At 39.4% G+C, this 26,315-nt stretch carries 23 protein-coding genes and 1 pseudogene; 17 read left to right on the top strand and 7 right to left on the bottom strand.

The genetic code is table 11. The features are described 5' to 3' along the window. Positions 1 to 27 precede the first annotated feature (27 nt). The 9 genes and pseudogenes from ABTV07_RS11000 (at position 28) to ABTV07_RS10960 (ending at position 7,861) form a co-directional block, all read left to right on the top strand. Positions 28 to 3,216 carry an SNF2 helicase associated domain-containing protein gene (locus ABTV07_RS11000; protein ID WP_433742309.1) on the top strand — a complete coding sequence of 1,063 codons (3,189 nt, stop codon included), beginning with the start codon at positions 28 to 30 and terminating at the stop codon, positions 3,214 to 3,216. A 185-nt stretch (positions 3,217 to 3,401) separates the two neighbouring features. After that, positions 3,402 to 3,545 (top strand): annotated as a pseudogene (locus tag ABTV07_RS10995) (stress-induced protein, KGG, repeat-containing protein); the annotation flags it as partial. A gap of 223 nt (positions 3,546 to 3,768) precedes the next feature. Continuing rightward, positions 3,769 to 4,119: an ArsR/SmtB family transcription factor gene (locus ABTV07_RS10990; RefSeq protein ID WP_433742308.1), complete on the top strand. Its 351-nt coding sequence runs from the start codon at positions 3,769 to 3,771 to the stop codon at positions 4,117 to 4,119. 13 nt (positions 4,120 to 4,132) lie between these two features. Further along, positions 4,133 to 5,431, top strand: coding sequence for an arsenic transporter (locus tag ABTV07_RS10985; RefSeq protein ID WP_433742307.1), 1,299 nt, complete (start codon positions 4,133 to 4,135; stop codon positions 5,429 to 5,431). A 25-nt stretch (positions 5,432 to 5,456) separates the two neighbouring features. Continuing rightward, the gene (gene arsC, locus ABTV07_RS10980) at positions 5,457 to 5,879 is read left to right on the top strand and encodes an arsenate reductase (thioredoxin) (protein ID WP_433742306.1); all 423 of its coding nucleotides are present in this window, start codon (positions 5,457 to 5,459) and stop codon (positions 5,877 to 5,879) included. A 192-nt stretch (positions 5,880 to 6,071) separates the two neighbouring features. Continuing rightward, positions 6,072 to 6,584 carry a GNAT family N-acetyltransferase gene (locus tag ABTV07_RS10975; RefSeq protein WP_433742305.1) on the top strand — a complete coding sequence of 171 codons (513 nt, stop codon included), beginning with the start codon at positions 6,072 to 6,074 and terminating at the stop codon, positions 6,582 to 6,584. Between the two features lie 51 nt (positions 6,585 to 6,635). Further along, positions 6,636 to 7,010 (top strand): hypothetical protein, encoded by a 375-nt coding sequence (locus ABTV07_RS10970; RefSeq protein ID WP_433742304.1) that lies wholly within the window; start codon positions 6,636 to 6,638, stop codon positions 7,008 to 7,010. A gap of 17 nt (positions 7,011 to 7,027) precedes the next feature. Then, positions 7,028 to 7,216 (top strand): hypothetical protein, encoded by a 189-nt coding sequence (locus tag ABTV07_RS10965; protein WP_433742303.1) that lies wholly within the window; start codon positions 7,028 to 7,030, stop codon positions 7,214 to 7,216. A 12-nt stretch (positions 7,217 to 7,228) separates the two neighbouring features. Next, positions 7,229 to 7,861, top strand: coding sequence for a hypothetical protein (locus ABTV07_RS10960; protein ID WP_433742302.1), 633 nt, complete (start codon positions 7,229 to 7,231; stop codon positions 7,859 to 7,861). A 123-nt stretch (positions 7,862 to 7,984) separates the two neighbouring features. Here the strand turns inward: ABTV07_RS10960 and ABTV07_RS10955 are convergent, their stop codons facing one another. Next, positions 7,985 to 8,566: an undecaprenyl-diphosphatase gene (locus ABTV07_RS10955; RefSeq protein WP_433742301.1), complete on the bottom strand. Its 582-nt coding sequence runs from the start codon at positions 8,564 to 8,566 to the stop codon at positions 7,985 to 7,987. A gap of 229 nt (positions 8,567 to 8,795) precedes the next feature. Between ABTV07_RS10955 and ABTV07_RS10950 the strand changes: the two genes are divergently transcribed. The 3 genes from ABTV07_RS10950 to ABTV07_RS10940 all read left to right on the top strand — a co-directional run bounded on the left by ABTV07_RS10950 (position 8,796) and on the right by ABTV07_RS10940 (position 11,165). Continuing rightward, entirely contained in the window at positions 8,796 to 9,524 is a 729-nt protein-coding gene (locus ABTV07_RS10950) for a DedA family protein (protein ID WP_433742300.1), read from the top strand. 248 nt (positions 9,525 to 9,772) lie between these two features. Beyond that, complete coding sequence (locus ABTV07_RS10945) at positions 9,773 to 10,519, top strand: COG4705 family protein (protein ID WP_433751202.1); 747 nt, start codon at positions 9,773 to 9,775, stop codon at positions 10,517 to 10,519. Between the two features lie 22 nt (positions 10,520 to 10,541). Further along, positions 10,542 to 11,165, top strand: a complete 624-nt coding sequence (locus tag ABTV07_RS10940) for a DedA family protein (RefSeq protein ID WP_433742299.1) — start codon at positions 10,542 to 10,544, stop codon at positions 11,163 to 11,165. Positions 11,166 to 11,388: 223 nt separating this feature from the next. On the opposite strand, the gene ABTV07_RS10935 is transcribed toward ABTV07_RS10940, so the two are convergent. From ABTV07_RS10935 to ABTV07_RS10920, 4 genes are read right to left on the bottom strand one after another with little or no spacing between them, the layout of a single operon-like run. Further along, positions 11,389 to 12,045 (bottom strand): phosphatase PAP2 family protein, encoded by a 657-nt coding sequence (locus ABTV07_RS10935; RefSeq protein WP_433742298.1) that lies wholly within the window; start codon positions 12,043 to 12,045, stop codon positions 11,389 to 11,391. A gap of 17 nt (positions 12,046 to 12,062) precedes the next feature. Continuing rightward, positions 12,063 to 14,618, bottom strand: a complete 2,556-nt coding sequence (locus tag ABTV07_RS10930) for a YfhO family protein (protein ID WP_433742297.1) — start codon at positions 14,616 to 14,618, stop codon at positions 12,063 to 12,065. Further along, positions 14,615 to 15,004, bottom strand: coding sequence for a GtrA family protein (locus tag ABTV07_RS10925; RefSeq protein ID WP_433742296.1), 390 nt, complete (start codon positions 15,002 to 15,004; stop codon positions 14,615 to 14,617). Before ABTV07_RS10925 ends, ABTV07_RS10930 begins: the two co-directional genes overlap by 4 nt. Next, the gene (locus ABTV07_RS10920; protein WP_433742295.1) at positions 14,985 to 15,944 is read right to left on the bottom strand and encodes a glycosyltransferase family 2 protein; all 960 of its coding nucleotides are present in this window, start codon (positions 15,942 to 15,944) and stop codon (positions 14,985 to 14,987) included. The genes ABTV07_RS10925 and ABTV07_RS10920 overlap by 20 nt, the downstream gene beginning before the upstream one ends. Positions 15,945 to 16,168: 224 nt before the next feature. On the opposite strand from ABTV07_RS10920, the gene ABTV07_RS10915 reads away from it, so the two are divergent. From ABTV07_RS10915 to ABTV07_RS10895, 5 genes are all read left to right on the top strand, one after another. Further along, positions 16,169 to 16,867 carry a response regulator transcription factor gene (locus ABTV07_RS10915; RefSeq protein WP_433742294.1) on the top strand — a complete coding sequence of 233 codons (699 nt, stop codon included), beginning with the start codon at positions 16,169 to 16,171 and terminating at the stop codon, positions 16,865 to 16,867. Positions 16,868 to 16,873: 6 nt separating this feature from the next. Continuing rightward, complete coding sequence (locus ABTV07_RS10910) at positions 16,874 to 18,256, top strand: sensor histidine kinase (protein WP_433742293.1); 1,383 nt, start codon at positions 16,874 to 16,876, stop codon at positions 18,254 to 18,256. Between the two features lie 196 nt (positions 18,257 to 18,452). Further along, the gene (locus ABTV07_RS10905) at positions 18,453 to 19,607 is read left to right on the top strand and encodes an MGDG synthase family glycosyltransferase (protein ID WP_433742292.1); all 1,155 of its coding nucleotides are present in this window, start codon (positions 18,453 to 18,455) and stop codon (positions 19,605 to 19,607) included. A gap of 218 nt (positions 19,608 to 19,825) precedes the next feature. Further along, positions 19,826 to 22,948: an efflux RND transporter permease subunit gene (locus ABTV07_RS10900; RefSeq protein ID WP_433742291.1), complete on the top strand. Its 3,123-nt coding sequence runs from the start codon at positions 19,826 to 19,828 to the stop codon at positions 22,946 to 22,948. Between the two features lie 162 nt (positions 22,949 to 23,110). Beyond that, on the top strand, positions 23,111 to 24,253 hold the full coding sequence (locus ABTV07_RS10895; RefSeq protein ID WP_433742290.1) for a F510_1955 family glycosylhydrolase: 1,143 nt from the start codon (positions 23,111 to 23,113) through the stop codon (positions 24,251 to 24,253). A gap of 14 nt (positions 24,254 to 24,267) precedes the next feature. Here the strand turns inward: ABTV07_RS10895 and ABTV07_RS10890 are convergent, their stop codons facing one another. Beyond that, the gene (locus tag ABTV07_RS10890) at positions 24,268 to 25,635 is read right to left on the bottom strand and encodes an ATP-binding protein (protein WP_433751200.1); all 1,368 of its coding nucleotides are present in this window, start codon (positions 25,633 to 25,635) and stop codon (positions 24,268 to 24,270) included. Positions 25,636 to 25,637: 2 nt separating this feature from the next. Continuing rightward, positions 25,638 to 26,312 (bottom strand): response regulator transcription factor, encoded by a 675-nt coding sequence (locus tag ABTV07_RS10885; protein WP_433742289.1) that lies wholly within the window; start codon positions 26,310 to 26,312, stop codon positions 25,638 to 25,640. Positions 26,313 to 26,315: the final 3 nt, after the last annotated feature.

The raw sequence follows: 26,315 nt of genomic DNA, 5'->3' as shown, positions 1-26,315 counted from the left end.
GAGAATTTCTCAGGAAGGAGAAGTGCCATGGATTTAAAATTAACAGAAAAAGCTATTAAAGAAAGATGCGGAACTGTCTCCTTCAAGAGAGGAGAAGCTTTTTACCGTTCCAATAAAATAGAGATGAAGAGTGCTGACAATCAAACCTGTAAGGCGGTGGTCAGAGGCACAGAAGACTTTTTCGTCAGTGTGAGAAAGGGGCAGAAAGAGGAATTCAGTGCTATGTGCAGCTGCCCTTCCCTTGCTTCCTTTGACCGGGACTGTCAGCATATCGCAGCGGTTCTTATTTATATTTTACAACAAAATAAAATGACTTCTGCGGCTCCTGCTCCTGCTGCATTTGCAGAGGATAGAATGGCGGATCAGTGGATCAGTTTATTTGATAATAAACCAAGGAGGACGAGCGGCCAGCAGAATCACTTTGAAGATCGAGCGGTTCTTGACATCGAGTTTACTTGCACAGTGCTGCATGTCGGGGGAGAATCCCCTCTTTTAGCGATCAGCGTGAATGTTGAAGGGATGCCTGTTGGGGACATCCGTTCTTTTTTGAGCGCGATTCAGCGATTGCATCCGATAGAAATAAGCGAATCGTTCATGTATAATCCCAATCTGCATTGTTTTTCACATGAGGACGATGCCGTCATACAATTGTTGATTCAATGCGCGGCAGACGATCATGCATCAAAACAAGTTGGAGCGGATCGAGATCATTCTATGCTCACACTTCCCCCTTCGATTTGGAGTCAACTGCTTCCAACGTTCGCAAGAGTGCCGCATTCAGCTGTTGAGTATGATGGTGTGCGGTTTAATGAATGGACTATCTCCGAAGAACCGCCATCTTTAAGATTTGTCCTATCTCCTCGTGGAACCAGTGGGTTTGAATTGAACGTATATGGTTTATCTCGTTTGATTTTATTGCCAGCCTATCAAACCGCTTTTTTTGAAGGAATTGTGTACCTGTTCCAACAGGAGGATGGCAAAAGACTTCATTATTTAAAACAGATGCTAGAAAAGACTCAATCCAATACCTTGCCCATTGCAAAGGATCAGATTGGCTTTTTTATGGGAAAGGTCCTGCCAGGTCTGAAAAAATGGGGCCGGGTGGATATCGATGAATCAATCGCAGGAAATTGGAAAAAAGCTGCTTTGAACGCAAAGCTATATTTGGATCGTGTTGGTGGCAGACTTTTGGCCGGGTTGGAATTTCATTATGAAAATGTGGTCATCAATCCTTTGGAAAATAAAGAGACAAAGGCAGCCTCATGGCTCATCAGGGATGTTGAAAAAGAAGAAGTCATCATGAGACTCATGGATGAATTTTTCGGCAAGGCAGAAGAAGGCTATTTCCTTCATAATGAGGAAATTGAATATGAATTTTTGACCTACATAGTCCCTAAACTTCAAAAGATGGCTTCGGTTTATGCAACTTCAGCGGTACGCACCCGATTATTCAGAGGAAATGCCAAGCCGCGTATAAGGATAAAGGCACAAAAAGACAGGATCAATTGGCTTGATTTTAAATTTGAAATGGATGGATTCTCCGAACAAACCATTAAAGAGCTGCTTCAAGCACTTGAAGAAAAAAGGAAATACTACCGCCTTCCAAATGGTTCGTTGTTTTCTTTGGAAACACGGGAGATGCAGGAGATCAATCGATTCTTGAACTATCTGCCTGAAGATGCAGGAGATTTAAGTAATGGGTTTGAATTGCCGCTGACCCGCAGTCTTGGTCTGTTGTATACAGTGGATGAAGAAGGGGTGTTCCAATTTGATGATACATTTAAATCGTTTTTGGATACTCTTAAGAATCCAAACAGCATGTCGTTTAAGGTTCCCTTGCCTCTTCAGCATGTATTAAGAGACTATCAAATTAGGGGCTATCAATGGATGAAGACCCTTGCGTTCTATGGTTTTGGAGGAATTCTTGCAGATGATATGGGGCTTGGGAAAACCATTCAAACCATAGCCTACCTCTTATCTGAAAAAGAAAACATCCGTGAAAAACAATTGCCAGCATTGATTGTTTGTCCATCCTCGCTAACCTACAATTGGCTGAGTGAACTGACGAGATTTGCACCAGATCTAGAAGCAATCGTCTTGGACGGGTCTAAAAAAGATCGCATGAAATTGCAGAAAGATCTTAAAGGAATAGATATTATCATTACCTCCTATCCATTATTAAGGAGCGATGTGAAATGGTATGAACAGCAAGCATTTCATTCAGCCTTTTTCGATGAAGCTCAAGCTTTTAAGAATCCGGGGACTCAAACGGCTCGAACCGTAAAGAAAATTCAAGCCAATCATCGCTTTGGACTTACAGGGACACCGATTGAAAATGCTGCTGAAGAGCTTTGGTCGATTTTTTATGTCGTTTTTCCGGAGCTATTGGGGGACTTGAAGGAATTCAGCAATTTTCCAAGGAAGTCCATAGCGAAGCGGATTCGGCCATTTGTCTTAAGAAGGCTGAAAGAAGATGTGCTTGCTGAGCTTCCTGAGAAAGTGGAGATGGAAGATTCCGTCGAGCTTGTGGAAGATCAAAAGAAGCTTTATGCAGCGTACTTGGCAAAGCTGCGGCACGATGCCCTGAAGCACCTTGATAAGAATACCCTCCGTAAAAATAAAATAAAAATCCTTGCAGGTTTGACGAGGCTTAGGCAAATCTGCTGCCATCCTGCCCTTTTTGTGGACGGCTACAGCGGAAGGTCTGGGAAGTTTGACCATCTGATGAAAGTAGTAGAAGAGTCGAGGCATGCTGGCCGCAGAGTGCTGGTTTTTTCACAGTTTACGAAAATGCTGAATTTGATAGGTCGTGAACTAACGGAAAGAGGATTGGAATTCTTCTATCTTGATGGACAGACTCCACCTGGTGAGAGAGTGGAGCGCTGCAGCCGCTTTAACCAGGGGGAAAGGGACTTCTTCTTGATTTCCATGAAAGCGGGAGGGACCGGCCTGAATTTGACAGGGGCTGACACGGTCATCCTTTATGATACCTGGTGGAATCCGGCGGTCGAAGAACAGGCAGCAGACAGGGCCCACCGGATGGGTCAGAAGAATACGGTACAAGTGATCAAATTGGTCGCAAGAGGAACCATCGAGGAAAAAATGAACGAACTTCAGGAGAAAAAGAAAAATATCATTGAAGAAATCATTGAACAAAACGGCGAATCTGCAGGGACATTGACTGAAAAGGACATCATGGAGATTTTGAATATATAATCGAAATATTTCAATAATATTTCAAATGGATGTATTCTTACATATGTTGTAAGGGAACATTGTTAGTATAGGCTTTAAACTTATGAATAGTATTACAATTTTGTTAAAATATCCTTTCTTTGTTTAATACATCCAGCGTGTGGTAAACACGCTAATGTAGCATAAATACAAAGGAGGAATTCAAGATGACAAGCAACAATCAAAACAGCAATTCTAACAATCAGAATGGTACAATGAGCAGGGAAGAAGCTGGCAGAAAAGGCGGAGAAGCTACTGCAAGGAATCATGATAAAGAATTTTTCCAAGAAATCGGCGAAAAAGGCGGAAAAAATTCAGGCGGCAACAATTACTCGAACAATAATTAACTAAAGTCAATTCTAAGGAAGGACCCATGCTAATGGATCCTTCCTTATTTGTGTGTAAAAAATGCCAAAAATAAGGTTCGAGACCACGTGTTCTAAATAAATGAGTTACTGATAGATTTTTTCAAAAAACTCTTCAATATATAAGTGTATAGTTATATAATGATATTGGCATAAGGAGGTGTCCTTTATGAGTATAGAGAATGTAATTGAAATCGAGAAAGCATCACAAGTGCTAAAACTTCTTGGGGACAAAACGCGATTATCGATGATGAAATTGCTGCAGAATAATGAGTGCTGTGTATGCGAACTGGTTGAAATTTATCAAATGAGCCAGCCAGCCATCAGTCAGCATTTGCGAAAACTAAAAGATATTGAATTGGTTCGAGAGAAAAGGAAAGGCCAGTGGATTTTTTATTCCCTGAATACAAATAGTCTCTATTATGAATTTGTGGCGGAACTTTTAAATTCACTGCCTAATCAAGACGATCGAATTACCGAATTAGAAAAACAAGGCTTGCGCATTCAATGCTGTGAGTGAGGGGGTGTTTTAAGTGACTTCAATTATTTTAGCATCAGCGATCTTTCTGATTACTCTCGTTTTTGTCATTTGGCAGCCAAAAAACTTATCGATCGGCTGGTCTGCCTGCGGAGGGGCCGTACTAGCGCTGCTGGCAGGAGTGGTCGACTTTACGGACGTATGGGATGTAACACAAATTGTGTGGAATGCAACCCTCACGTTTATCGCAGTCATCATCATTTCTTTAATTTTAGATGAAATCGGCTTCTTTGAATGGGCTGCATTACATATGGCAAGAGCTGCAGGTGGAAACGGAGTACGGATGTTTGTATATGTAGCTTTCTTAGGAGCCTTGGTGGCGGCGTTCTTTGCTAATGATGGGGCTGCGCTCATCCTGACGCCAATCGTATTGGCGATGGTACGTGCATTAAAGTTCGAGGACAAAATGGTCTTTCCGTTTATTATCGTCAGTGGGTTCATAGCGGATACAACATCTCTTCCATTAGCCGTCAGCAACTTGGTGAATATCGTTTCTGCTGATTTTTTCGGCATTCACTTTGCACAATATGCATCTCGAATGATTATCCCGAATCTTTTTTCATTAGCTGCGAGCATATTGGTCCTTTATCTGTATTTCCGGAAGAGCATTCCTAAAAAATATGATTTGGCAGACTTGAAACAGCCTGAAAAAGCGATAAAAGACCGAAAAATGTTCAAGCTTTCATGGTTTGTGTTAGGCATTCTTTTACTCGGTTATTTCGCCGGAGAAGCAATTCATGTGCCAGTTTCCATCATTGCCTTGATTGTCGCCTTCTTTTTCTTAATGATGGCTCGAAGAAGCTCTGCGGTTGAAACGACAAAAGTTGTAAAGGGAGCACCGTGGGCAATTGTCTTTTTCTCAATCGGTATGTATGTCGTTGTTTATGGACTGAGGAATGTCGGACTTACTAAAGTACTTGCAGATGTCATCCAAACGACAGCTGACCACGGTTTATTTGTTGGCACGATCGGGATGGGCTTCATTGCAGCCATTCTTTCTTCCATCATGAATAATATGCCGACGGTCATGATCGATGCATTAGCCATACATGCGACGAGTACAACGGATACTATGAGAGAAGCGCTAATATACGCAAACGTGATCGGGTCGGATCTTGGTCCAAAAATTACACCGATCGGATCCCTTGCTACGTTATTATGGCTTCATGTATTATCTACAAAAGGCGTCAAGATCTCATGGGGCACCTATTTCAAAACAGGGATCATCCTGACGATCCCGACGCTGTTCATTACACTGGCAGGGCTTTATCTATGGCTTATGCTTATTTCTTAAAATAATCTTATAGGAGATGTTAAATATGTCTAAAAAAACCATCTATTTCTTATGCACAGGCAACTCTTGCCGAAGCCAAATGGCTGAAGGCTGGGCTAAAAAATATTTAAATAGCGATGAATGGAATGTATACAGTGCCGGGATTGAAGCCCACGGGTTAAATCCGAATGCTGTTAAAGCCATGAATGAAGCAGGAATTGATATTACGAACCAAACATCCGATATAATTGATCCTGAGATATTAAACAATGCCGATCTAGTCGTGACATTATGCGGAGATGCCGCTGATAAATGTCCAATGACACCTCCGCACGTAAAACGTGAGCATTGGGGCTTCGACGACCCTGCAAAAGCCGAGGGAACTGATGAAGAAAAATGGGCGTTTTTCCAGCGTGTGCGTGATGAAATCGGTAAGCGTATTAAGCTGTTTGCTGAAACTGGAGAATGATTTAAACATCATTTGAAACCTAAATAAACTAAAGGGATATAAATGCCTGATTCTTAGTGGTAATAGATCTGCTAAGAGTCAGGCGTTTTTTAAAATTGCCTGATAATTTGAGAAAGAAGGAAAATGAGTTGCTTTTCTAGAAGAAGACTATTGGGAAAAAATACATATTTTTGATGTTAGGATGATACACAATTGGAATTATTGAGACCAAACCACCTTCTTAAAGAACAAATCATGGATTATCGAAAAGCATTTTTACAGTCTGGTGAACAACCATATGGAGGTTCTTCCCTACAGTATTTTGGTGATTTCGACGAATGGCTGGAAAAAGTCGAAAATCAAGAAAAAGGAATTGATCTTCCACAACACCGTGTGCCTTCCACGCAATTTGTGAGTATCGTAGATGGAAGAGTAATCGGACTAATTAATATTCGTCATCGATTAACACCAGAGTTATTAAAGGAGAATGGGCATATCGGCTATAGCATTCATCCGGAAGAACGCCAAAAGGGATATGCCACTGAGCAGCTGTGCCTTTGCTTGGTGGAAGCCCGAAAATTAGGTTTAGAAAAAGTATTGGTCAGCTGTGATAAGCCTAATATCGCCTCAGCTAAAACCATTCAAAAAGTTGGCGGGGTTTTAGAAAATGAAGTGAAGTCATTATACTCGGATGAAATTGTTCAACGGTATTGGATAGAATTTTAATTGACTGCTAGGGAAAATATAGGAAGGGGATTGTAGAGAGAGGTTATGGGGTTGTTCAAAAATACAAACTTTACGTTTTTGTGGATTGGTCAGCTAGCTACTATCTTTGGGAATCGTTTCAGTGAAATTGCCATTCCATTGATTGTCCTTCAGCAAACTGGTTCACCATGGAAAGCAGGGTTGATGGCAGTTTGTCTCAGGATTGTCCCTTTGGGGCTGTCTCTTCAGGCAGGTTATTGGGTAGATAGAAAGAATAAAAAGCAAGTGGCAATGATAGCTGATGCCATCAGCTTTATGACAATGACTATGCTTGTGATTTTTGTATATATTCAAAAATTAAATATATGGATCCTTGCATTAAGCCTTTTAGTGTCAGGGGGGCAAGTTTATTCAGCAAAGTGGCATTTGGAGCGATTATGCCCATGATTGTGGGAAGGGGTCATTTGGTAAAAGCTAATAGCTACTTGGAAGGCGCTGATGCAATAAGTACCCTGCTTGGGCCGGTTCTTGCAGGAATTACCCTTTCGACCGCAGGCGTTGCCTGGGTTTTGGGCACTGATGCGATTTCTTATTTGATTTCTTTTTTAGGGCTTATTTTCCTGAGCTATAATGAAAAGCAAAAAAACGCTTAGATCAAAGAAAACATGATGAGAAGAAATTTAAATGCATTAAAAGGAATAAAGCATCTATTTCAAAATCAGGTTCAACGTTTTATAACCTTTCAACATGGGGTTTTAAATTTTACAACAACTTGCGTTTTCCTTTCTGTGATATTTTATACAAATCAAACTTTGCATTTTGATGAATGGCAGATTGGTTTCGTATTATCTGCTGCGGGGATAGGCAACCTTTTGGGAGTATTCCTGTTGAATAAAATCAAGCATTTTTCTTGGAATATTTTATATGCTTGGCTGATGGGATTCTCTTGTGGGGGATTGCTCTTGATTTTCCTCACTGGCCATTTGATTTTTATTTCGCTTGGCATGCTAATATTTGATGGCGCATTATCAATGGCGTTTGTCGTGAATGGATCTGCCAGGCAGGCTGTAACACCTGACCATTATCTTGCCCGCTTAGCCGGCGGGGGTATTTTAATCTCAGGTTTAGCTTCTATTAGCGGAAACCTTTTTGCAGGAAGTATAACTGAATCCCTGTCACCGCAAATTCCATTAGCATTCACGGCATTTTTATTGTTAATAGCTGCAGTGTTTTCACTATTTTTTAAGTCTGGAAGAAATCAAGTCGATAATCTTACCCCAATTTCTATGAAAGTATAATTCATGAATCCAAATTAAAGGAAATTTATATAACAATATTTAAATAAGCAAAAATCGAATAGTAGTAAATTTTAAATAAGATAAGCAAAAAAGCAGACTTTGAAGTGAAGTCTGCTTTTTTGCTTATCTTGAAAGATTCTGCTCTTTTTTAGGAACAAGAGGCACTCTATTGTAAATACTGATAATGAGTTGTGAAAGCGGCTTGAAGACAGATTGGAATTTATAAACAACGATGCTTGTTATGAATGCTACTATCACACTTCCAAGCACATCAAATGGATAATGGTGTCCGACATAAATACGTGAAACTCCTGTTAAGATTGCGATTAATAGCATGACGGAGCCAATTTTGCGATGTTTACGCCATAACACAGCCAGGGCTAGTGCAAATGCACCTGTTGTATGATCACTCGGGAATGAAGAATCCTTTATATGCGGGAGCAATAAATGTACATGATGGGTTATGAATGGTCGGTTTTCATAAAACAAATGGCCAAGGACCAAATTGATGAAAAGACCCAAAGCTCCAGTTAATGCAGCAAGCACAACCGTTTGTTTATAGTTGTCCTTCCTTAAAAACCACATCAGAAGCAATATCAAGGCGTAGAGGATTAAAGCCTCTTTTGTAAAAAAAACCATTATCCCATCAAGTACAGGATGATGGCCGGCATTGTGATTGATTAGCTGGAATAATTTGTAGTTCAATAAAATCACTCATTTCTTTCATTTTCATTTGTTGTTTTAAATATGCGGTATAGCAGATCGTGAGGGGATGGACTCAGTTTATCCAACCTACCTTTTTAATTGGTTAAAATAAGATTAATTCATCATTAAAATTCTAATTTCTTATTTTTTATATGATAGATTTGATTCAGGTTCCATTTGAGAGTGAATCTCCCAAATTGTAATGAATGAATGGAACTTGGAGGCCATCATGTCACACCTAATCACCTTATTTGAACATCATCCTTATGTCATTTTATTTCTTGGAACATTTTTGGAACTGTTGGCACTTCCGATTTCTGCAGAGCTGTTAATGAGCTATGCGGGTTACTTAGTGTATCTTGAAAAAATGAATTTTATATTTGCTCTGCTGACTGCTTATGCGGCTGCTGGTGCAGGTATCACAAGTACTTTTTGGATAGGGAAAGCAGGTGGCTATAGACTTATTGAGAAGTATGGCCGCTTCTTGAACTTTGGCCCTCAAAAGTATCAAAAAACAGCTTCCTGGCTGGAGCGCTCCGGCAGTAAATTATTGGTGTTCGCTTATTTCATACCTGGTGTGAGACACATTACCGGCTATGTTTCAGGGATATCAAGAATGAAGAATCGAACATTTTTTATTCCTGCATATGTAGGCGTTCTAATATGGGGAACAAGTTTTATTACAATCGGAAAAGTATTAGGTCCAGAATGGGATACGTTTCATCATGTTATCAGCCATTTCATAGCTGAAGCAATGATTGTTGGCATAAGTTTGGCTGCAGTTTATATCATCTTTCGTATTTACAAAGGGAAAATTATTCGATTCCTATTAATGCGGTTTGAACAATTTGTAGAATTAATAAAAATGATAAGTGGAAAAAAAACACATTTAATCTTCCTATCAATTACTCTTATCGGAATTGTAATAATGTTTTTGGTAATATTTCAGGAAGTTTAGCATTAGATGAAGCTTTTGTGTTTCTGATCGAATTCTTTAATCACTAAATGAAAAATTAATCATTTTTTAAGAAACCATTCATTTGAGGTTAATCAAGATCGATAGATTCATCACTTAAACTTTATTAGAAATCTTTTAAGCTATCTATTTTCTAAATTAAGTTAATTGGAGGATGAATGAACATGGAAAGAAATCAAGTAGAAACAGTTAATAAACATGGTGGTACTTCAAACTTTGGAAAGTATTTAATGAGTAAGGTTCCGGAAGTTACAATCTTTTTTTGGATTATTAAAATCATGGCGACAACCGTTGGGGAAACTGCAGCAGATTATTTGAATTTCCATTTGCATATCGGTCTAACCAATACTACGCTTATTATGAGTGCTCTTTTAGTCATTTCTCTCATTGTCCAGTTTAAGGCTAAAAAATATATTCCTGCTGTGTATTGGATTGCGGTAGTGCTAATCAGTGTTGTAGGGACTTTGGTGACGGATAATCTAACGGATCATTTCGGTGTCCCACTAATTGCTTCTACAATTGTATTCACTTTTTTACTGGCAATCACATTTGCAACTTGGTATGTTAATGAAAGAACACTTTCAATTCATTCCATTTTCACGATAAAGCGCGAAAGTTATTATTGGCTCGCTATTTTGTTTACTTTTGCATTAGGTACAGCTGCTGGTGATTTAATATCTGAAGATCTTGGATTTGGTTATTTGATTTCTGGAATCATTTTTGCGGTATTAATTGCGCTGGTAACGATTGGATACTATGTTTTTAAAATGAATGCGGTTCTTGCATTTTGGATCGCCTATATCTTAACCCGGCCACTGGGAGCATCCATCGGTGATTTCATGTCGCAGTCACCAAAGCATGGGGGACTTGGTTTAGGAACGACTGGAACAAGTGTCATTTTCCTCGTTATTATTTTGGCATTGGTGGTATATTTATCAATAACGAAAAGAGATACATCGAAAATGATTTCAGAATGAGAAATGTTTAAAGGAGAGTAATATGCTGCATCAATTGATGAATTCATTAGAAAGTTTCGTTCTGGACGCTATATCCTCGCTGGGGATATGGGGGATTTTTGGGGGAATGCTGCTGGAGAGTGCGTGCATCCCCCTTCCAAGCGAAGTCATTATGCTGTTTGGAGGATTTTTAGTAGGAAACGGGGATTATTCTTTTTGGAGCGTCGTAGTGGCCGGGGTATCCGGCAACCTTATTGGATCAATTTTAATTTATCTAGTAGGGAAATACGGAGGCAGGCCATTTATTGAAAAGTATGGTAGATATGTTTTATTAAATCAGAAACATGTAAAACAGGCGGAAATGTGGTTCGAGAAATATGGAAGTGCGGCTGCATTTTTCGGAAGGATTTTACCTGTTATACGAACCTTTATTTCTCTTCCAGCAGGAATGGCCAACATGAAAATGAGTAAATTTGTCATATTCACCTTCCTTGGCTGCATCCCTTGGAATATCATCCTTGTTTATTTGGGAGTCAAACTCGGTGAAAACTGGGAGACAGGACAAATGTATATGAAACCTGTCACTTATGGGATATTGGCTATTTTCATTCTCATCGGTATTTGGTGGATGATTAAGCGGTTGAAATCAAAATATAAAGCATCTTAATAAAAGAGGAATCGCCTGATGCAAAGGCAATTCCTCTTTTTGTTAAGGCTTTTTTCTAAAAGTTTGTTGCTTTAGCTATTCAAGCAGGATCATAGATGCCATCAAAATACCGTATTTAAAAAGAAAAAAGCCTGGAAACTATATTGCAACGCACAAAACAGCTAATTTAGTGTTAAAATCGGCAGTAAGATTTTAACAACAAGGGTTATGAAAACAGCCATTGTTAATTATTGTGTGTCCGATTATAAAGACGCTCCCTATACCGCTGATAAAATCCAATAGCAAATGTAAGCCAGAAAGCGCTGATAAAATACCCGGCAATGATATCACTGGGATAGTGGACCCCAAGATAAATCCGACTGATCCCGATGGCAAAAACCATAATGGCACTTATGATGATCAATAACGTCCGCTTCAATCGTGTGCTGGTATGCCTCCATAGAAGAAAAGTCAGTGAACCGTATAAAGCAAAGGCCATTGTCGCATGCCCGCTCGGGAAACTATAATTCGTCACAACTGCTAAGCGGTGCAAGTCAGGACGTGCACGGTGGAAAATCTGCTTTAGTGTAAGGAACAGAACATTAGCACCCACGATGACCGCAACAAAAAATACAAGTTCAGACCGGTGCTTAAAGACGGTATATAGGATCAAAATTGCCAGAAGGGACAGCACAATGACAGGTAGCATGCCTCCTATAAATGTAAAAACCCGCATTATACCTGTCAGCCACGGCGCCTCAAAACCTTGTACAAATTGAATAATGGGCCTATCGAATGATTTAATCGAATGTTCATTGACAAGAATGGCCATAAATGTGAATCCTATAAGTGAGATGAAACTTATGATAAAAGCAATTAATAGATGCTTCTTTAAATTCATCATCGGACCTCCGTTTTCTATTTTTCTAAGTGTCTTCTTCTAGTAATTACCCTCCAGAATGATATGAGAAACGACACAATGCTTATAATCAAAGCCGTTCTAAAGAAGGGAGGATAGAATTGGAGTTTAATGCTATTTTCACCTGGCTTTATAGGAACACCTATAAATGCGTAATTCACCTTCAGCACCTCTTGTTTCCTTCCGTTTACTTTTGCCTCCCAACCTTTTTCATACGGAATAGGCAAAATCATCATGGAATCCCCAACCGTATTTTTCAGCCTAATCTTGATTTGATTTTTGTTTTCTTGAACACTCGTATCGGGTTTCTTTTTTTCGGCCTGTTTTAGAAAATGATAATTCTCAGAAAAAAGATGAAAATCCTTTAAAGTATAACTGCCTTTTGGCATCCGTATTCTGATTGTTTGATCAGATGGAATCCGTACTGTCAAATGGTCAAATGTCGTCCTGTAGATTGAAGTCCGGGATTTTCTGGTTGTTTCGAATTCATTTACTGTCAAAGGAAAGAGAGGGGCCGTTTTGCTATTGTTCTTTAAATAAAATGATAGGTACAGGTCCTTTGCGTCCTTAGGAAGCTTCTTCAGCTTAATATCCAGGCCGCCGTTCGTACTTTCCACATGCAATTGCCCTTTGTGGTAGGTGCCCTGGTATGGTTCCATCTCTGTTTGTTTAATGAGATCCTTGCTTCGGTTTAAGGCGTTCAATTGTTTTTCAGTTGGGATATTCAGTACAACTCCATCGAGCATAGCATGTTCACGGTCAATCATCGGGAGTTTTCTCAGATACTCGGCACTGTATATTTTGCTTGTCGTCCGAACGAATGGTAAAATATTTTCATTTCGGTAAATAATATAATTTTTGCTCTTCATATAGGGAGTGAATCCAAACGGAATATTTTTCTCCATTCCTTTTTGATACATCAGATATTTACCACGGAGCAGGCTGTATAAATTGGCCCGGTCTCCCAAACTGTTATATCGGCTCACACTTTCCCGCTTCATGTCGATCTGAAGATCCTTATAATAAAAAAATAAGATGTTTTTGTTTAGAATACTCGAATAAGCACTCATACCATTATAATCCTCCACAATTGGAGTATTATTACGGTCATCAATAATCCAATCCAATCTGGTTGTCTCGCTTTTTTCATTCTGCATGGCAGCGTGAATCAAGTTTCTTTGCTCCAGTGAATTGTAATGCCTGCTCGTCATATAGTCTTTCGTTGATAGTTTCACACCACCGTACTGGTAAAGTCCATATTGAAAAACATTGACGATTATTAGATTCGTTACCAATAAGAATCCCCATATGTGAGCGGGATTTTTTTTCTTGATTAAGATATAAAAGAGAACCAGCAGGATGATCGAAACAACGAGTAAGGCTAATTTGAGTCCTGTCGGGTGGATGACAAACGCCGTGCAATAGATAATCAATGCCAGGATAAAGGCTTTTTTCAACGACCTGTCTGTCATTTCAAATAGATCTTGGAGTCCTGCTGCAATGGCGCCTGCAGCACAAAATGAAATAATATATTCAAATCGATACTGAGGGGCAGAAAAACCGTTAAAGACGCTTGCCATGAACGGAACATAATGAAAAGTGGCAAATAGGACCCCCGTTATGGCGAAGACTCGAAAACTGTGGTTTTTGTATAGGACAGAAATCAGCAGGAGCGGCACAAAAATAACCGGCAGCCAGATCGTTTTGTCCCCAAGGAGGACATTTTGCCTTAAGTCTATGAATGGGATAGGATCGTGATACGCCGGTCGGAAATTATGAAGGAAGCCATACACGGCAGGGACAAAAGAAACCGAACTGATTCCTGCACCCAATAGTATACTTATCGCAAATTGCTTTACATTTTTCCTCTCATCTTTTGTGCGTGGGTTCAACCAGCGCACGAGGATATAGATGCCCATGAATAGGAAATGGATATAGGCGAAATAAAAATTATCAAACATGGATAATGCCACGGCTGTAATCAGAAATCTTTGTTTTTGTTCCCTGAAAATCTTTTCAATGCCTAATAAAAATAGGGGAAGCCAGAGAAATGCGTCAGAAAAAAATTCCCAATAGGCAGCATGACGGAAATACATAATGCTTCCGCCATATAAGAAGGCAGCCATAAAAGCATGGGGCATCCTTATCTTCATATACCTGAAAACATAGGTTGTGATGATGAAAACCAGGGAAAGGCGGACAATGCTGATATAAAGGGTCGCGTTTGCCCAAAAAAGTGTATCAGGTGATCCAATGACCCTAAGCTTTTCAAGCAGGAACACAAAACCAAATACAAAAAAATAAAAGATGTTATTTGCATAATAATAGGCTAGCTGGTAAGTACCGCCGCCAAGTCCAAAATGGTAGCTATAGAAGAAATTCCCCTTCGAAAATTGATCATAAATCAGTTTTCGAAAGGGAATCATCTGGGATAATCCATCATGCGGCCCAGCCATATAGCTTCCGTTAACTGTTTGGTAGAGAAAGAAAGCATGTGTCAAAATGGATAGTCCGATGCTGCCTATAAAGAGCAGGACATGTCTGTTTAGTCTCATGTAGAATCCTGACCTCGCTTTAAAATTTTACTTGTTAAGATGAAAGTAACAGGCACAGTGAATATCACCGATAAGAGTGGCGCGATGTAGCTGTTTACGTGCAGGAATTCAACAAAAATATAAATAAATGCTGATGAAATCGAGATATTCACGATTTGTGTAACTGGGAACTGCAGGAATTTTCTCAGGGTGGGCCTGACCCGATAAGTGAAATAAACATTCAAATAGAATGAAAAAACCATACTGATCAAAAAAGCGATCCAATGGGAAAAAAGGTAGTTTAAGCCGGCCAATCGGTGAAGCAGTAGATAGATGAAATAATAGTTGGCAGTATTGATGCCGCCAACTATTATAAAGCGAAAGAATTCATCCTTGTTCTTTAGCATATACAATTTCCTCCACCGTATTTGTATCCTCGATCAAATAATGGGGACGGTGTTTCGTTTCTACATAAATCCGTCCAATATATTCTCCAATGACCCCTAAACTGAATAATTGGGCACCGCCTAGAAAAAGAACGGAAGAGATGGTTGTGAAATAACCAGGCACCGATATACCATTGAATAAAATCTTGATGAACATAACTGTAATGAAGAATATACCGAGCAGGAATGTGGCGACTCCGGTATACAGACAAAGTCGCAGCGGCTTGTGATTAAATGAAACGACCCCTTCAATGCCGTAATCAATCAATTTTTTAAATGACCATTTTGATTTTCCGGCTTTTCGGTCCGTATTGTCATATTTAATTACTTTTTGCTTAAACCCGATCCAGGAGAAAAGACCTTTTGAAAAGCGGTTTCTCTCTCCGATTTCTAAGATAGCATCTATTGCATTTCTGCTTAGCAGGCGGAAGTCTCCTTGTCCATCTTTCAATTTTACGTCCACTAGCTTTTCGAGTAAGCGGTAATATAAGCTGGAAAGTTTGCTGCGGATATAGGAATCACCTGTCCTATTCCGCTGTGCAATCACCTGTTCATATCCTTCTTTGTATCCTTCAATCAATGTGTGAACCAAACTGACAGGGTGCTGAAGATCTGCATCCATAATGATGGCGGCATCTCCTTTAGCATGCTTCAAACCGGCAAACATGGCCGCTTCTTTTCCGAAGTTTCTTGTTAACGCAATATATTTAACCTCCGGATGATGCAAGGCTAACTCTTTCATTATCTCTAACGATTGGTCCGTGCTGCCATCATCAATAAAGAGAATTTCATAGCGGTCGATTTTTTGGGAAAACTCTTCCTTAAGTGCGTGATATATAGCTAAAATATTTTCAGATTCATTATAAGATGGTATGAGTACTGAAATAAAAGTCTTATTCATGATTCATCACCTTTCCTGTCGCAGCTCCTCCGCTTAAGCATAGTAGAAGGAATGCGCATGATGCGTTCAACCAAGTTCTATATTACCCCGCTAACCTCTATTTCCCCTGAACAAAACATTAAAATTTTATTAAAAATCTAAAATGGTGACTAAATAATGATACCTTTGTTAGTAGAGATTCAATCCATATCACACGGTTTTGAAAGATATAGGGAGTGATTTAGATGAATGAAAGAATATTAGTAGTAGAAGATGAAAAAAGCATCGCCAAAATATTGAAGATCGAATTGGAATATGAAGGATACGAGGTTATTGCGGCCAATGATGGGAGAACCGGCTTTCAATTGGCACTCGAGGGGAATTTTGATTTGATATTACTTGATGTCATGCTCCCTGAATTGAATGGCATGGAGGTCTTAAGGAAAATCAGGAAAGAAAATGATATGATTCCGATTATCCTATTGACGGCAAGGAATATGACGATGGATAAAGTAGCTGGCCTGGATCTTGGGGCAAATGACTATATTACCAAGCCGTTCGAAATGGAAGAGCTGCTGGCCAGAGTGCGCTCGTCATTGCGGCAGTCAGCAGTTTCCACCAGTGCTTTAAAAGCAGAAGAAGAGATTTTAACGATAAAAGATATAATGGTTAACCCTCAGACGAGAGAAGTGGAAAGAGGAGGGAAACCTATTTCATTGACACCAAAGGAATTTGATTTTCTAGTCTATCTGTTAGCCAATAAGAACCGGATCGTCACAAGAGACAACATCATTAATAATGTGTGGGGTTATGAATATATAGGAGAAACGAATGTCATCGACGTTTATATTCGACATTTACGAAAAAAATTAGAAGAAGATTTTTCTGATTCTCAAATTATTCATACCGTAAGAGGAGTGGGATATATCATAAAGGAGTCGTAGGAAAGTATGAAAATCACAACCAAAATCAATTTAATGACAACGGCATGGATTCTTTTCGTATTAATTGCCATCAACTCTATTGTCTTTTTTTCATTTATGACCATCACATTTAATTTAGTTCAGGACGAAGTGCATCAGAAGGCATCGGATATTATGAATGAGATAAAGCCTGACGAATTATCTGATGTGTCCCAAACAAGACTTATCCCGTATCTATCCAGCCATTCTTTTATCAGATTTGTAAATAAAGATTCTACTATCATTAATGAAGTGACAAATGATAAATACTTATCAAAGAAAATAAAGCCTAAATTCACGAGCCACCCGACTACAGATCGGCGGATTATCCACGATGAGGGCGGAGAAGAGCAAATCATCATCTATAAAGAGCCAATCAAAGTGAATGGCCAGGTTAAATACACTTTAGAATTAAGTGAAAGAGTGATCGGATTGGAGCTGGGGAAGGATGTCCTGCTCATCATTCTTGGCACATGTACTCTAATAGGAGCCTTATTTTCCTTGCTCGGCGGCAGGTGGCTGTCTAATATCATCATCCGTCCTATTTCTAATATGATCAGATCTATGGAAGACATCGAAAAGAGCGGAATTCCTAAAAAGATATCCATACAGCGCGAAACAAAAGATGAGCTGAATCAAATGGCGGTTACGTTTAATCGGATGATCGACAGATTGGATGAGAACCTGGAGCGGCAGAAACAGTTCATTTCTGATGCCTCCCATGAATTGAGGACACCGCTGACGGTTATCAAGAGCTATGCAGATTTATTGAGGCGGCGTGGCATTGAAAATGTTGAAATGACATTGGAGGCAATTGATTCCATTCATTCAGAAGCGACCAGGATCCAAAAAATGACGGAGCGATTCTTGGATCTTGCCAATACAGAGCTCGCTAACCAATTAGAACTCAAACCGATTCAATTAACATCCTTTTGCCAGGAAATCATTAACCAGCTGAAGGTTGCCTATAAGAGGAATATTGTACTTCATGCGAATACAGATTCACTATCTATCAGTGCAGACGAATTCAAATTAAAACAGGTCATCATTATAGCGATTGATAATGCCATAAAGTATAGCAAGGCAAAAGTGGATGTTTATCTTGAGGAGTATGATAAACATGTACTGATTAGAATCGTCGACTACGGCATTGGAATTCCGGAAGGTGAAATCAATCAGATCTTTGAACGTTTCTACCGGGTGGATAAAGCAAGAAGCAGACAAACTGGAGGAATGGGGCTCGGCCTTCCAATTGCTAAGAATATCATGAAGCAGCATCATGGCGAGATCAAAATCAATAGTGTAGAAGGGGAAGGAACAGAGGTTCAGCTAATGCTGCCAAAAATAAAAAATGAAAATATGATTGAGTAATTTAAAATTGATTGTGAAAACCAATCCCTTATTGTGTGGGGATTGGTTTTTTTAATGATTTGTTAATTTTGCATTAAGTGGGCGTTCAGCTGGGAGGTTTATAGTAGAGGTAACAAAAGCAGAGATTATTGAAATCAATATCTTCTTGCTGGAAGTCATATATACATCGGGAAATATAAAAATGGGGTGTAAATCAATGATGAAATTCACAGACTCAGAGAGAATTTTAATCCTTTCAGCATCTGTTGGCGACGGCCATAATCAAGTAGCAAAAGCATTAAGTGAAGCTATAGAGGACAGGCATCCAACGGTAAAACCCGTTGTGATTGATACAATGGAATGGCTGCATCCATATCTTTCCCCTATCAGTACATTACTGTATAAAAAGAGCATCAAAAATTTCCCCCAAGTATATAGCTTCTTATACAGAAAAACGCAGATAAGGAACTCTTTTTCGACAAAGTTAAATTCCATTTTTACAATTGGCATGAATTCAATGTTAAAAATCATTGAGAAGATCAGACCTTCTGCCATTATAAGTACCCATCCATTCGCTGCAGGCATCGTTTCAAAATTAAAGGAACAAAGATGCATTGATATTCCAGCAGTGACTGTCATTACAGATTATGCATACCATTCCTATTGGATCTATCCATTTACGGATCAATATATCGTCGGATCCAGGCAAGTAAAGGATGAATTAATGAATATGGGAGTTGAAGAGTACAAAATCAAAGCGACAGGCATTCCGCTTCGCAGGAGATTTAATGAAATACTCTCAAGAAAAACGTTGTTTGCCAAATACAATCTGCGCCCGGACAAGTTCACTCTGCTTGTGATGGGAGGGGGGGATGGATTTTTCAATAAAGAATCGTTTGAAGCTTTTGAGGATATTCCATACTCTATTCAATTGATTATCATTTGCGGACGCAATGAAAAATTAAGACAGCATCTGGAGAGGGAGTTTTCAGGATCGAAACATGATGTGCTGCTAATGGGGTTTACTGAGAACGTCCATGAAATCATGGCCATTTCGGATCTAATGATCACCAAGCCCGGAGGAGTCACTTCATCAGAAGCCATAGCCATGAATCTACCATTGCTTCTCTTTAACCCACTTCCAGGACAGGAAGAGGATAATGCCCAATTTTTATTGCAATCGGGTTTAGCGCGCCTTGTTCATACCCCTGAAGAATTAATCTACAATATAAATAGAATGCTGCATGATCCACGCACTTTAACCTACATGCGTTATAGAGCGAGAAAATATCAAATGAAATCAGCTTCCAATAAAGCGGTGGGAATCATCGATCAGTTGACGCAGAAGCTGCATATGCAGGAAATAGGATAGGGAAGTGTAATTTTGAAAGTGCCTGTCACGCCCCGGTTTTTGTCGATTTTGAAACGACATATTTCGGGGCGTGACAGGCACTTTTTATTAAGGTAATTTTAATGAAGTGTTCAGAATTTGTACAGGTATCCTCCCTATAATGAGTAGTACCCATCTTCGCAGTTTTTTACATAACTTCTGAGATTAAAATGGGTCATAGCATATTTAGGGGGAATCTTATGAAAAAGCTTGTTGAGGCATCCATGCAACGTGCCATTTTAATGATTGTCTGCGTCCTCATTATTTTGGCATGGGGAGGAATTTCTGCTTACCAGATGCAAAGGGATTATCTGCCGGGCATCAATAATACTACTTTATCCGTAAGTATGAGGGTACCGGGGTATCTGGCAGATCAAGTGAAAAAGCAGGTCACTGACAATTTGGCCAGTGCAGTGAGAAGTGTCGATGGCCTGGATAACGTTGAAAGTACATCCTATGATGGCGGATTATTCATGAGTTTGTATTTTCCAATGGATACTGACATGAAACAAGCAGAAGATCAGGTCAATAAAGCTTTGGCTAATGCCGATCTGCCTTCTACCATCACCAGCACTCCTGCAGTAACCAGGCTAACCACCAGTTCCTTTCCAATCCTGACCTACAGTTTGACCAGCTCAAAGTTAGATGAAGCAACACTACGGTCCACTGCAGCCCAAGAAATCACCAGACAATTAAATAGTGTTCCTGGGGTATCGGATGTTTCTGTGTTCGGAGGAGCAAAAGATGGATACGTAATGACTGTCCGAATGAAGGATTTAGCCAAAAATGGATTGACGCTCGATGATGTCAATAAGTCCTTTGCATCTATTCTTCCAATGATGCCGCAGGGGAATATCGTCAATAATCAGCTCTCCATCCCTATTTCATTCGAAGGGTTAAAATTGACAGAGCAGCAAATGGAAAATGCAAAGATTAAAAATAAAGATGGCAAAAGCGTACCAGTCTCTTCTTTTGCTGCTATTAAGCACTCATTAAATGACTTTAAAACCGTTTCAAGAACGAATGGCGCTCCGAGTGTGGAGCTGAATATCATTAAATCGCCTTCAGCAAACATTACGGGCGTAGCCGATCGAGTGAAGGCACGGGTTTCCAACCTGCAGCTTGATACCATCAATCCAAACGACGTAAATTTCCATTTACTATTAGATCGTGAAAAAGAACTTAATGATTCCCTTTTTGGTCTCATTCGAGAAGGATTGTTAGGCTGTTTATTTTCGATGATCTGTGTCTTTTTCTTTTTCAGGAATGTTCGCTCAACATTGTTGATCGCCATTTCCTTGCCGATTTCTCTTTTAGCAACGACTGCCATCTTGAAGTCAATGGGAATCACATTGAACATCCTGACCGTTTCCGGATTGATTGTGGCAATGGGGCGTATTGTAGATGATTCTATCGTCATCCTTGATAACATGTATCGAAAACGAGAAGAAAAAAAAGGGAAGCCGATATTACCTCTTCTTGCCGAGTCTGTAGTTGAGATGATACCTGCAATTCTGGGATCTACTTTGACTACTATTGCGGTTTATATCCCGATTGCTTTTGTCGGTGGCGTTATCAGCGCTTCTTACAGCGGCTTTGCCTGGTCTGTTGTCATAGCATTAATCATCTCCTTTTTCACTGCAATGCTAGTGATTCCGACATTAGCCTTCATGGGATGGAAGGGAGGCAAGCCGCCTAAAGAAACCATCACATTAGATAAGAAGATGAGGCCAGTATTAGAGAAGGCATTCAAACATAAAAAAGCATTGCTGTTTATTTCTTTGGCTGTCTTTTTAGCTGCTGGAGTCTGCTCGACTTTATTGCCAATCAGTTTGCTGCCAAGCGGTAAAATCGGTCAAATTGCCATCAAAGCTGAATTGCCGAAGGGGAGTACACTTCTACAAGTAGATTCTGAGGTCAAAAAAATTGAACAAACGTTAAAGAGCAACCCAAAAGTAGACTCCTATTCTTCTCATTTTGGTTCAACCATGACACCTCAAAGTGATGATGTATTTGACCAGGGAGGCGGATACATTACGTATCCAAATGTGGCGAATCTCTCTGTCGTGTTAAAAAGGGAGAAGGATGCAGATGAGGTAATTTCTCAATTGCAAAAAGAACTGCCGAAACTATCTTCCAATACTGCCTATACTGTAACCAGCCAGAATATCTCCGGCGACGATTCACAGATACGCAGTGTATTTTCGGGAGCAGATCAAGCAACGTTGGATCAAATTGCCCAAACAGCAAGAACCAAGCTTGCCAATATTGCTAACCTGAGTGTAGATGGAAAAGTGGACCTGACCAATGGGGCAGCAAAATATAAAGTGGTCCTTGACGAGGCGAAAATTAAGGATCTTGGCGTGAATCCATTTGATATTCTTACTGTCATCAATCGGTATATGGCACAATCCAAAGACGCACAGGTTACTGTTGATCATAAAATGCTGCCAATGGATGAATTTCTTGATCAAATCGTATCTGGAAAAGATGCTCCTCTTTCTATTACAGCATCAGCGGGTGACGTTATTGCATCACTAAAATCTGAATCCTTTAATGGAGCAAATGGAAAAGTGGTTCGTTTAGATGAAATAGCATCGATTCAAAAAGATACAGCAGCATCGTCCATAAGCGAAAGAGATGGACAGCCGTTTTCACTCGTTACAGCTCAAATAACTTCTAACGATATAGGAAAAGTATCGAATCAAGTAGATCAAGCATTAAAAGGCATGACCTTGCCGAATGGAATTTCTTATTCGCTTGGAGGTATTTCTGAACAGGTCAAACAAATGATTTTTGACATGGTTGTCGCTGTTTCATTTTCAATTCTCCTAGTACTGCTTATAACATCATCCATATTCAAAGGGTGGAGAGCACCGTTATCTGTCCTTCTAAGCATTCCTTTGGCCCTGAGTGGTGTTGTTGTGGCTCTGCTGCTATTCCATGGGGAGTGGAACCTGGCCGCTTTAATCGGCGTATTAATGCTGACTGGAATCGTCGTCACCAACGGAATCGTCCTTGTCGACAAAATTGAACGAAACCGAAGAGAAGGGATGACCTTAAAGGAAGCGGTCCTGCAAGGAAGCCTTTCGAGGTTCCGTCCAATATTAATGACGGCTGCTGCCACAGTTTTAACATTGCTTCCGCTTGCATTCTCTCATAGCGGAGAGACAGTCATCTCTCAAACATTGGGAATTGTGGTGATTGGCGGAATGGTCACTTCAACCATTAACAGCTTCTTTATCATTCCAATCATTTACGAATGGTTCCATAGGAAATCTGTCTACAAACAAAGCGCGAATTCTACGGCTGATATAAAATAATTGAATTAATATCGAAATACCATTGGTTGCTAAAGAATAGAACTGAATTTCATATGTCTAACCGTGAATAGGGCAGACAGTCATTTAATACTCCATATTTTCTTCATAATTTCCTGGTAAAATAACCGGTAATTGAATAGAAATAAAGGAGTTTTTAAGAAAATGTTTAAAAAGATGATATTTAGTTTATTTGGTATTACTTTCAGTGTTACTTTTTCTTCAAATGTTGGAGCACATGGGACCGAAATACAGCATCAGAATGAGAATATCATTAGCCAGTCTTTTCTGCTGTCTATAATAGTGCTCGGGATTCTTTCCGTGTTAGGGATATGTGCATTGCTCCTGTCAAATTTTAAAATTAAAACAGCTGAGAAGAAAGCAAGAGGAATATGGAAAAAACGACGTCTGTATTCCTTGATTTTTTCAGTTATTTTTTTAGTTTCACTTCTAATTGTGATAATAACTGGGCAAATAGGAAATCAATCTGATAAAGATACAATTGAATTCATGGATATTCATGGATTAGGGTATACAAATCAAGGCGCAGAGTTAGTTGTTCCCTCACATGATGGATTAAAAATTTATAAAAATGGAACTTGGACTAAAGGAGATGGGGAGGGAAATGATTACATGGGCTTTTCGATGGTCAATGATGGGTTTTACAGCAGTGGTCATCCTGGAAAAGACTCCACCCTAAAAAATCCTTTAGGAATAGTTAAAAGCACGGATATGGGAAAAACTATTCACACATTGAATTTTTATGGTGAGGTGGACTTTCATGGTCTTTCAGCAGGGTATGAATCCCATTCCATGTATGTAATCGCTGCTGAAAGGAATTCGAAGATGGGCAAACCGGGGCTTTACTTTTCTGGCAATGAGGGAAAAACTTGGTCAATTGGAAAGATGGATGGTGTCTCTGGACAATTGACAGCCCTATCTGCCCATCCTGATAAAAGTTCAATTGTGGCTGTTGCAACGGACCAAGGAATATTCCTGTCAAAGGACTATGGGAAATCCTTTTCCCCGATTTATAGAAAAGGGGCTTCTGCAATTGCATTTTCAAATCAAGGCTCACTATATGGTGCTTCGAAAAAAATAGTGAAGATTAATATTGAATCATTTGAACAGCAGGAGATTGAGCCGCCATCAATCAAGAGCGATGATGTCATTTCATACATAGCTGTCAATCCAGCAAATGAGAATGAACTTGCAATGACAACTATGATGAAAGACATCTTTCAATCAAATGATTCGGGAGACTCCTGGAATAAGATAGCTGTAAATGGGAAAGGAGAAGGGGTATAAGCCCTTCTCCTTTTTCATTCAGCAGGTAATCGAATGGAGATGATCGTTCCTTTTGAAAGAATGCTAGCAGCATGAATGCTGCCATGGTGCAGTTCAATAATTTCCTTTACAATGGCAAGCCCAAGACCGATTCCGCCAGTTGATCGGGTTCGTGACTTGTCTACCCGATAAAACCGATTAAAGATATAGGGGACATCTCCAGGTGGTATTCCTTCTCCTTCATCCTTAACTTCAATTTGAATGAAGTGGGAAATTGGCTGTATGCTTACAGAAATCGTTGAACCTTCATAGGCATGACGATAAGAGTTATTTAAAAGGTTAATAAGGACCTGCTCAAATCGCTGTTGATCTATTTGGGCAACCAGATCTTTAGGACAAGTAAAAGATAATTTTATGTTTTTATTTTTGTATGCCGGCCTAAGTCTGTCAATGGTTTTAGCTATCAGATCGGATAGATTGCAACTTAATTTTGTAATTTGAAAAGAGTGTTTTTCCATTTGCGCCAGCTCGAATAAATCTTTAACAAGATCTGTAATGTGTTCACTTTCTTCTTTAATTATTGATAAATAGCTGTTTCTCTCATCGTCAGTAATTGATTCTCTCATTGTAATGTCTGCATACCCTTTTACAAAAGTTAATGGTGTTCTAAGTTCATGCGCCACACTCGCTAAAAATTCACTTCTTTCGTTTTTCATGAATTTCAAATCGCTTGCCAATTGTTGAATAGCATTTGACAATTCACCAATTTCGTCATGACTTTTTACATCTAATGAAACGGTCAAATCGCCGCTGCTCATTTTTTGGGCTGCTTCCTTCATACGGACTAATGGAGTGGCAATCAGCTTGGATAGACCAATCATGGTAATGATGGTTACTCCTAGTATTACAGCACCTGAAATCAGAAATTGGTGCGTTAGATGGTTTATGAGTGACTTGATAGATCCAGTTCCCAAAAACATATAGACATAGCCTTTTACTTCATTATTGATTTTAATAGGGCTGACTGTACATATATATTCTGATGTTTTCCAATGATTTTCAATGACAGAGCCCTTATGTGGTATAGGCATCTCATGCTGCAAATGATTCTTCATTCCTGCGGTCACATTTTTTGATTGAGATATGATATCTTTTGTTAGCGAGGTAATAATTACACTAGTTGAACCCTCAGATTCCATTAGTGCAACATGTTTTACTGTTGTAGAATCAAAATTCTTTTGCAGGACGTCCCGATGGCTGTTACCCCTGGCAAGAAGGGCGTTAATTTCTTCATTGACACGGGATTGAACTAAATTGGTATATAATGAGAAGAATAAAATTCCTTCTATCAGCAAGGTAGCGATTAAAAAATATAAGCTTATTTTAATGGAAATTTTCTTTATTCTCATCGCTTGGATTTCCATCTGTATCCAACCCCATATAAAGTGGCTAAGTGTTCATCAATTTGAAAACCAGCTCTTCTTAATTTCTCTCTGAGATTTCGAATATGAGAGTCTACTGTACGATCCTCTATTTCTGAATCGAATCCCCATATATTGTTTATAAGATGATCTCTGCTAAGAACGATATCTTGATTTCTTAAAAATAATCCGAGCAGGGAAAATTCGATAGGGGTAAAAGGGAGATCATTGTCGTATACCAAAACAGTGTGCTTGGACTCATTCCATATCAACTCATTGAAAACAATCTCATTTGCTGGATTCGTCCGTCTAAGAACGGCATTCAAACGAGCAATCAAAATGTCTTCATCAAAAGGTTTTGTAATATAATCATCTGAACCTGAGTTTAAACCATAAATCATATCTGCTTTATTGTCCCTTGCGGTTACCATAATAATAGGGATATCACTGAATCTCCTAATTTCTTCACAGGTCTCCCATCCGTCCATTCCGGGCATCATGATATCTAATAAAACTGCATCCACTTGCTTTTCTGCGATATATTCAATGGCTTGAGGACCTGAATTCGCCTTTAAACAGTTAAACCCATTAGGGGTTAAATATAGTTCCAGCAGATTCAGCATCTTTATTTCGTCATCCACCAATAAAATGTTTTTCATCGT

Source organism: Falsibacillus pallidus (assembly GCF_050990905.1).
Taxonomy (GTDB): Bacteria; Bacillota; Bacilli; order Bacillales; family DSM-25281; genus Falsibacillus; species Falsibacillus pallidus_A.
This window is presented reverse-complemented; position numbering and strand designations above follow the sequence as displayed.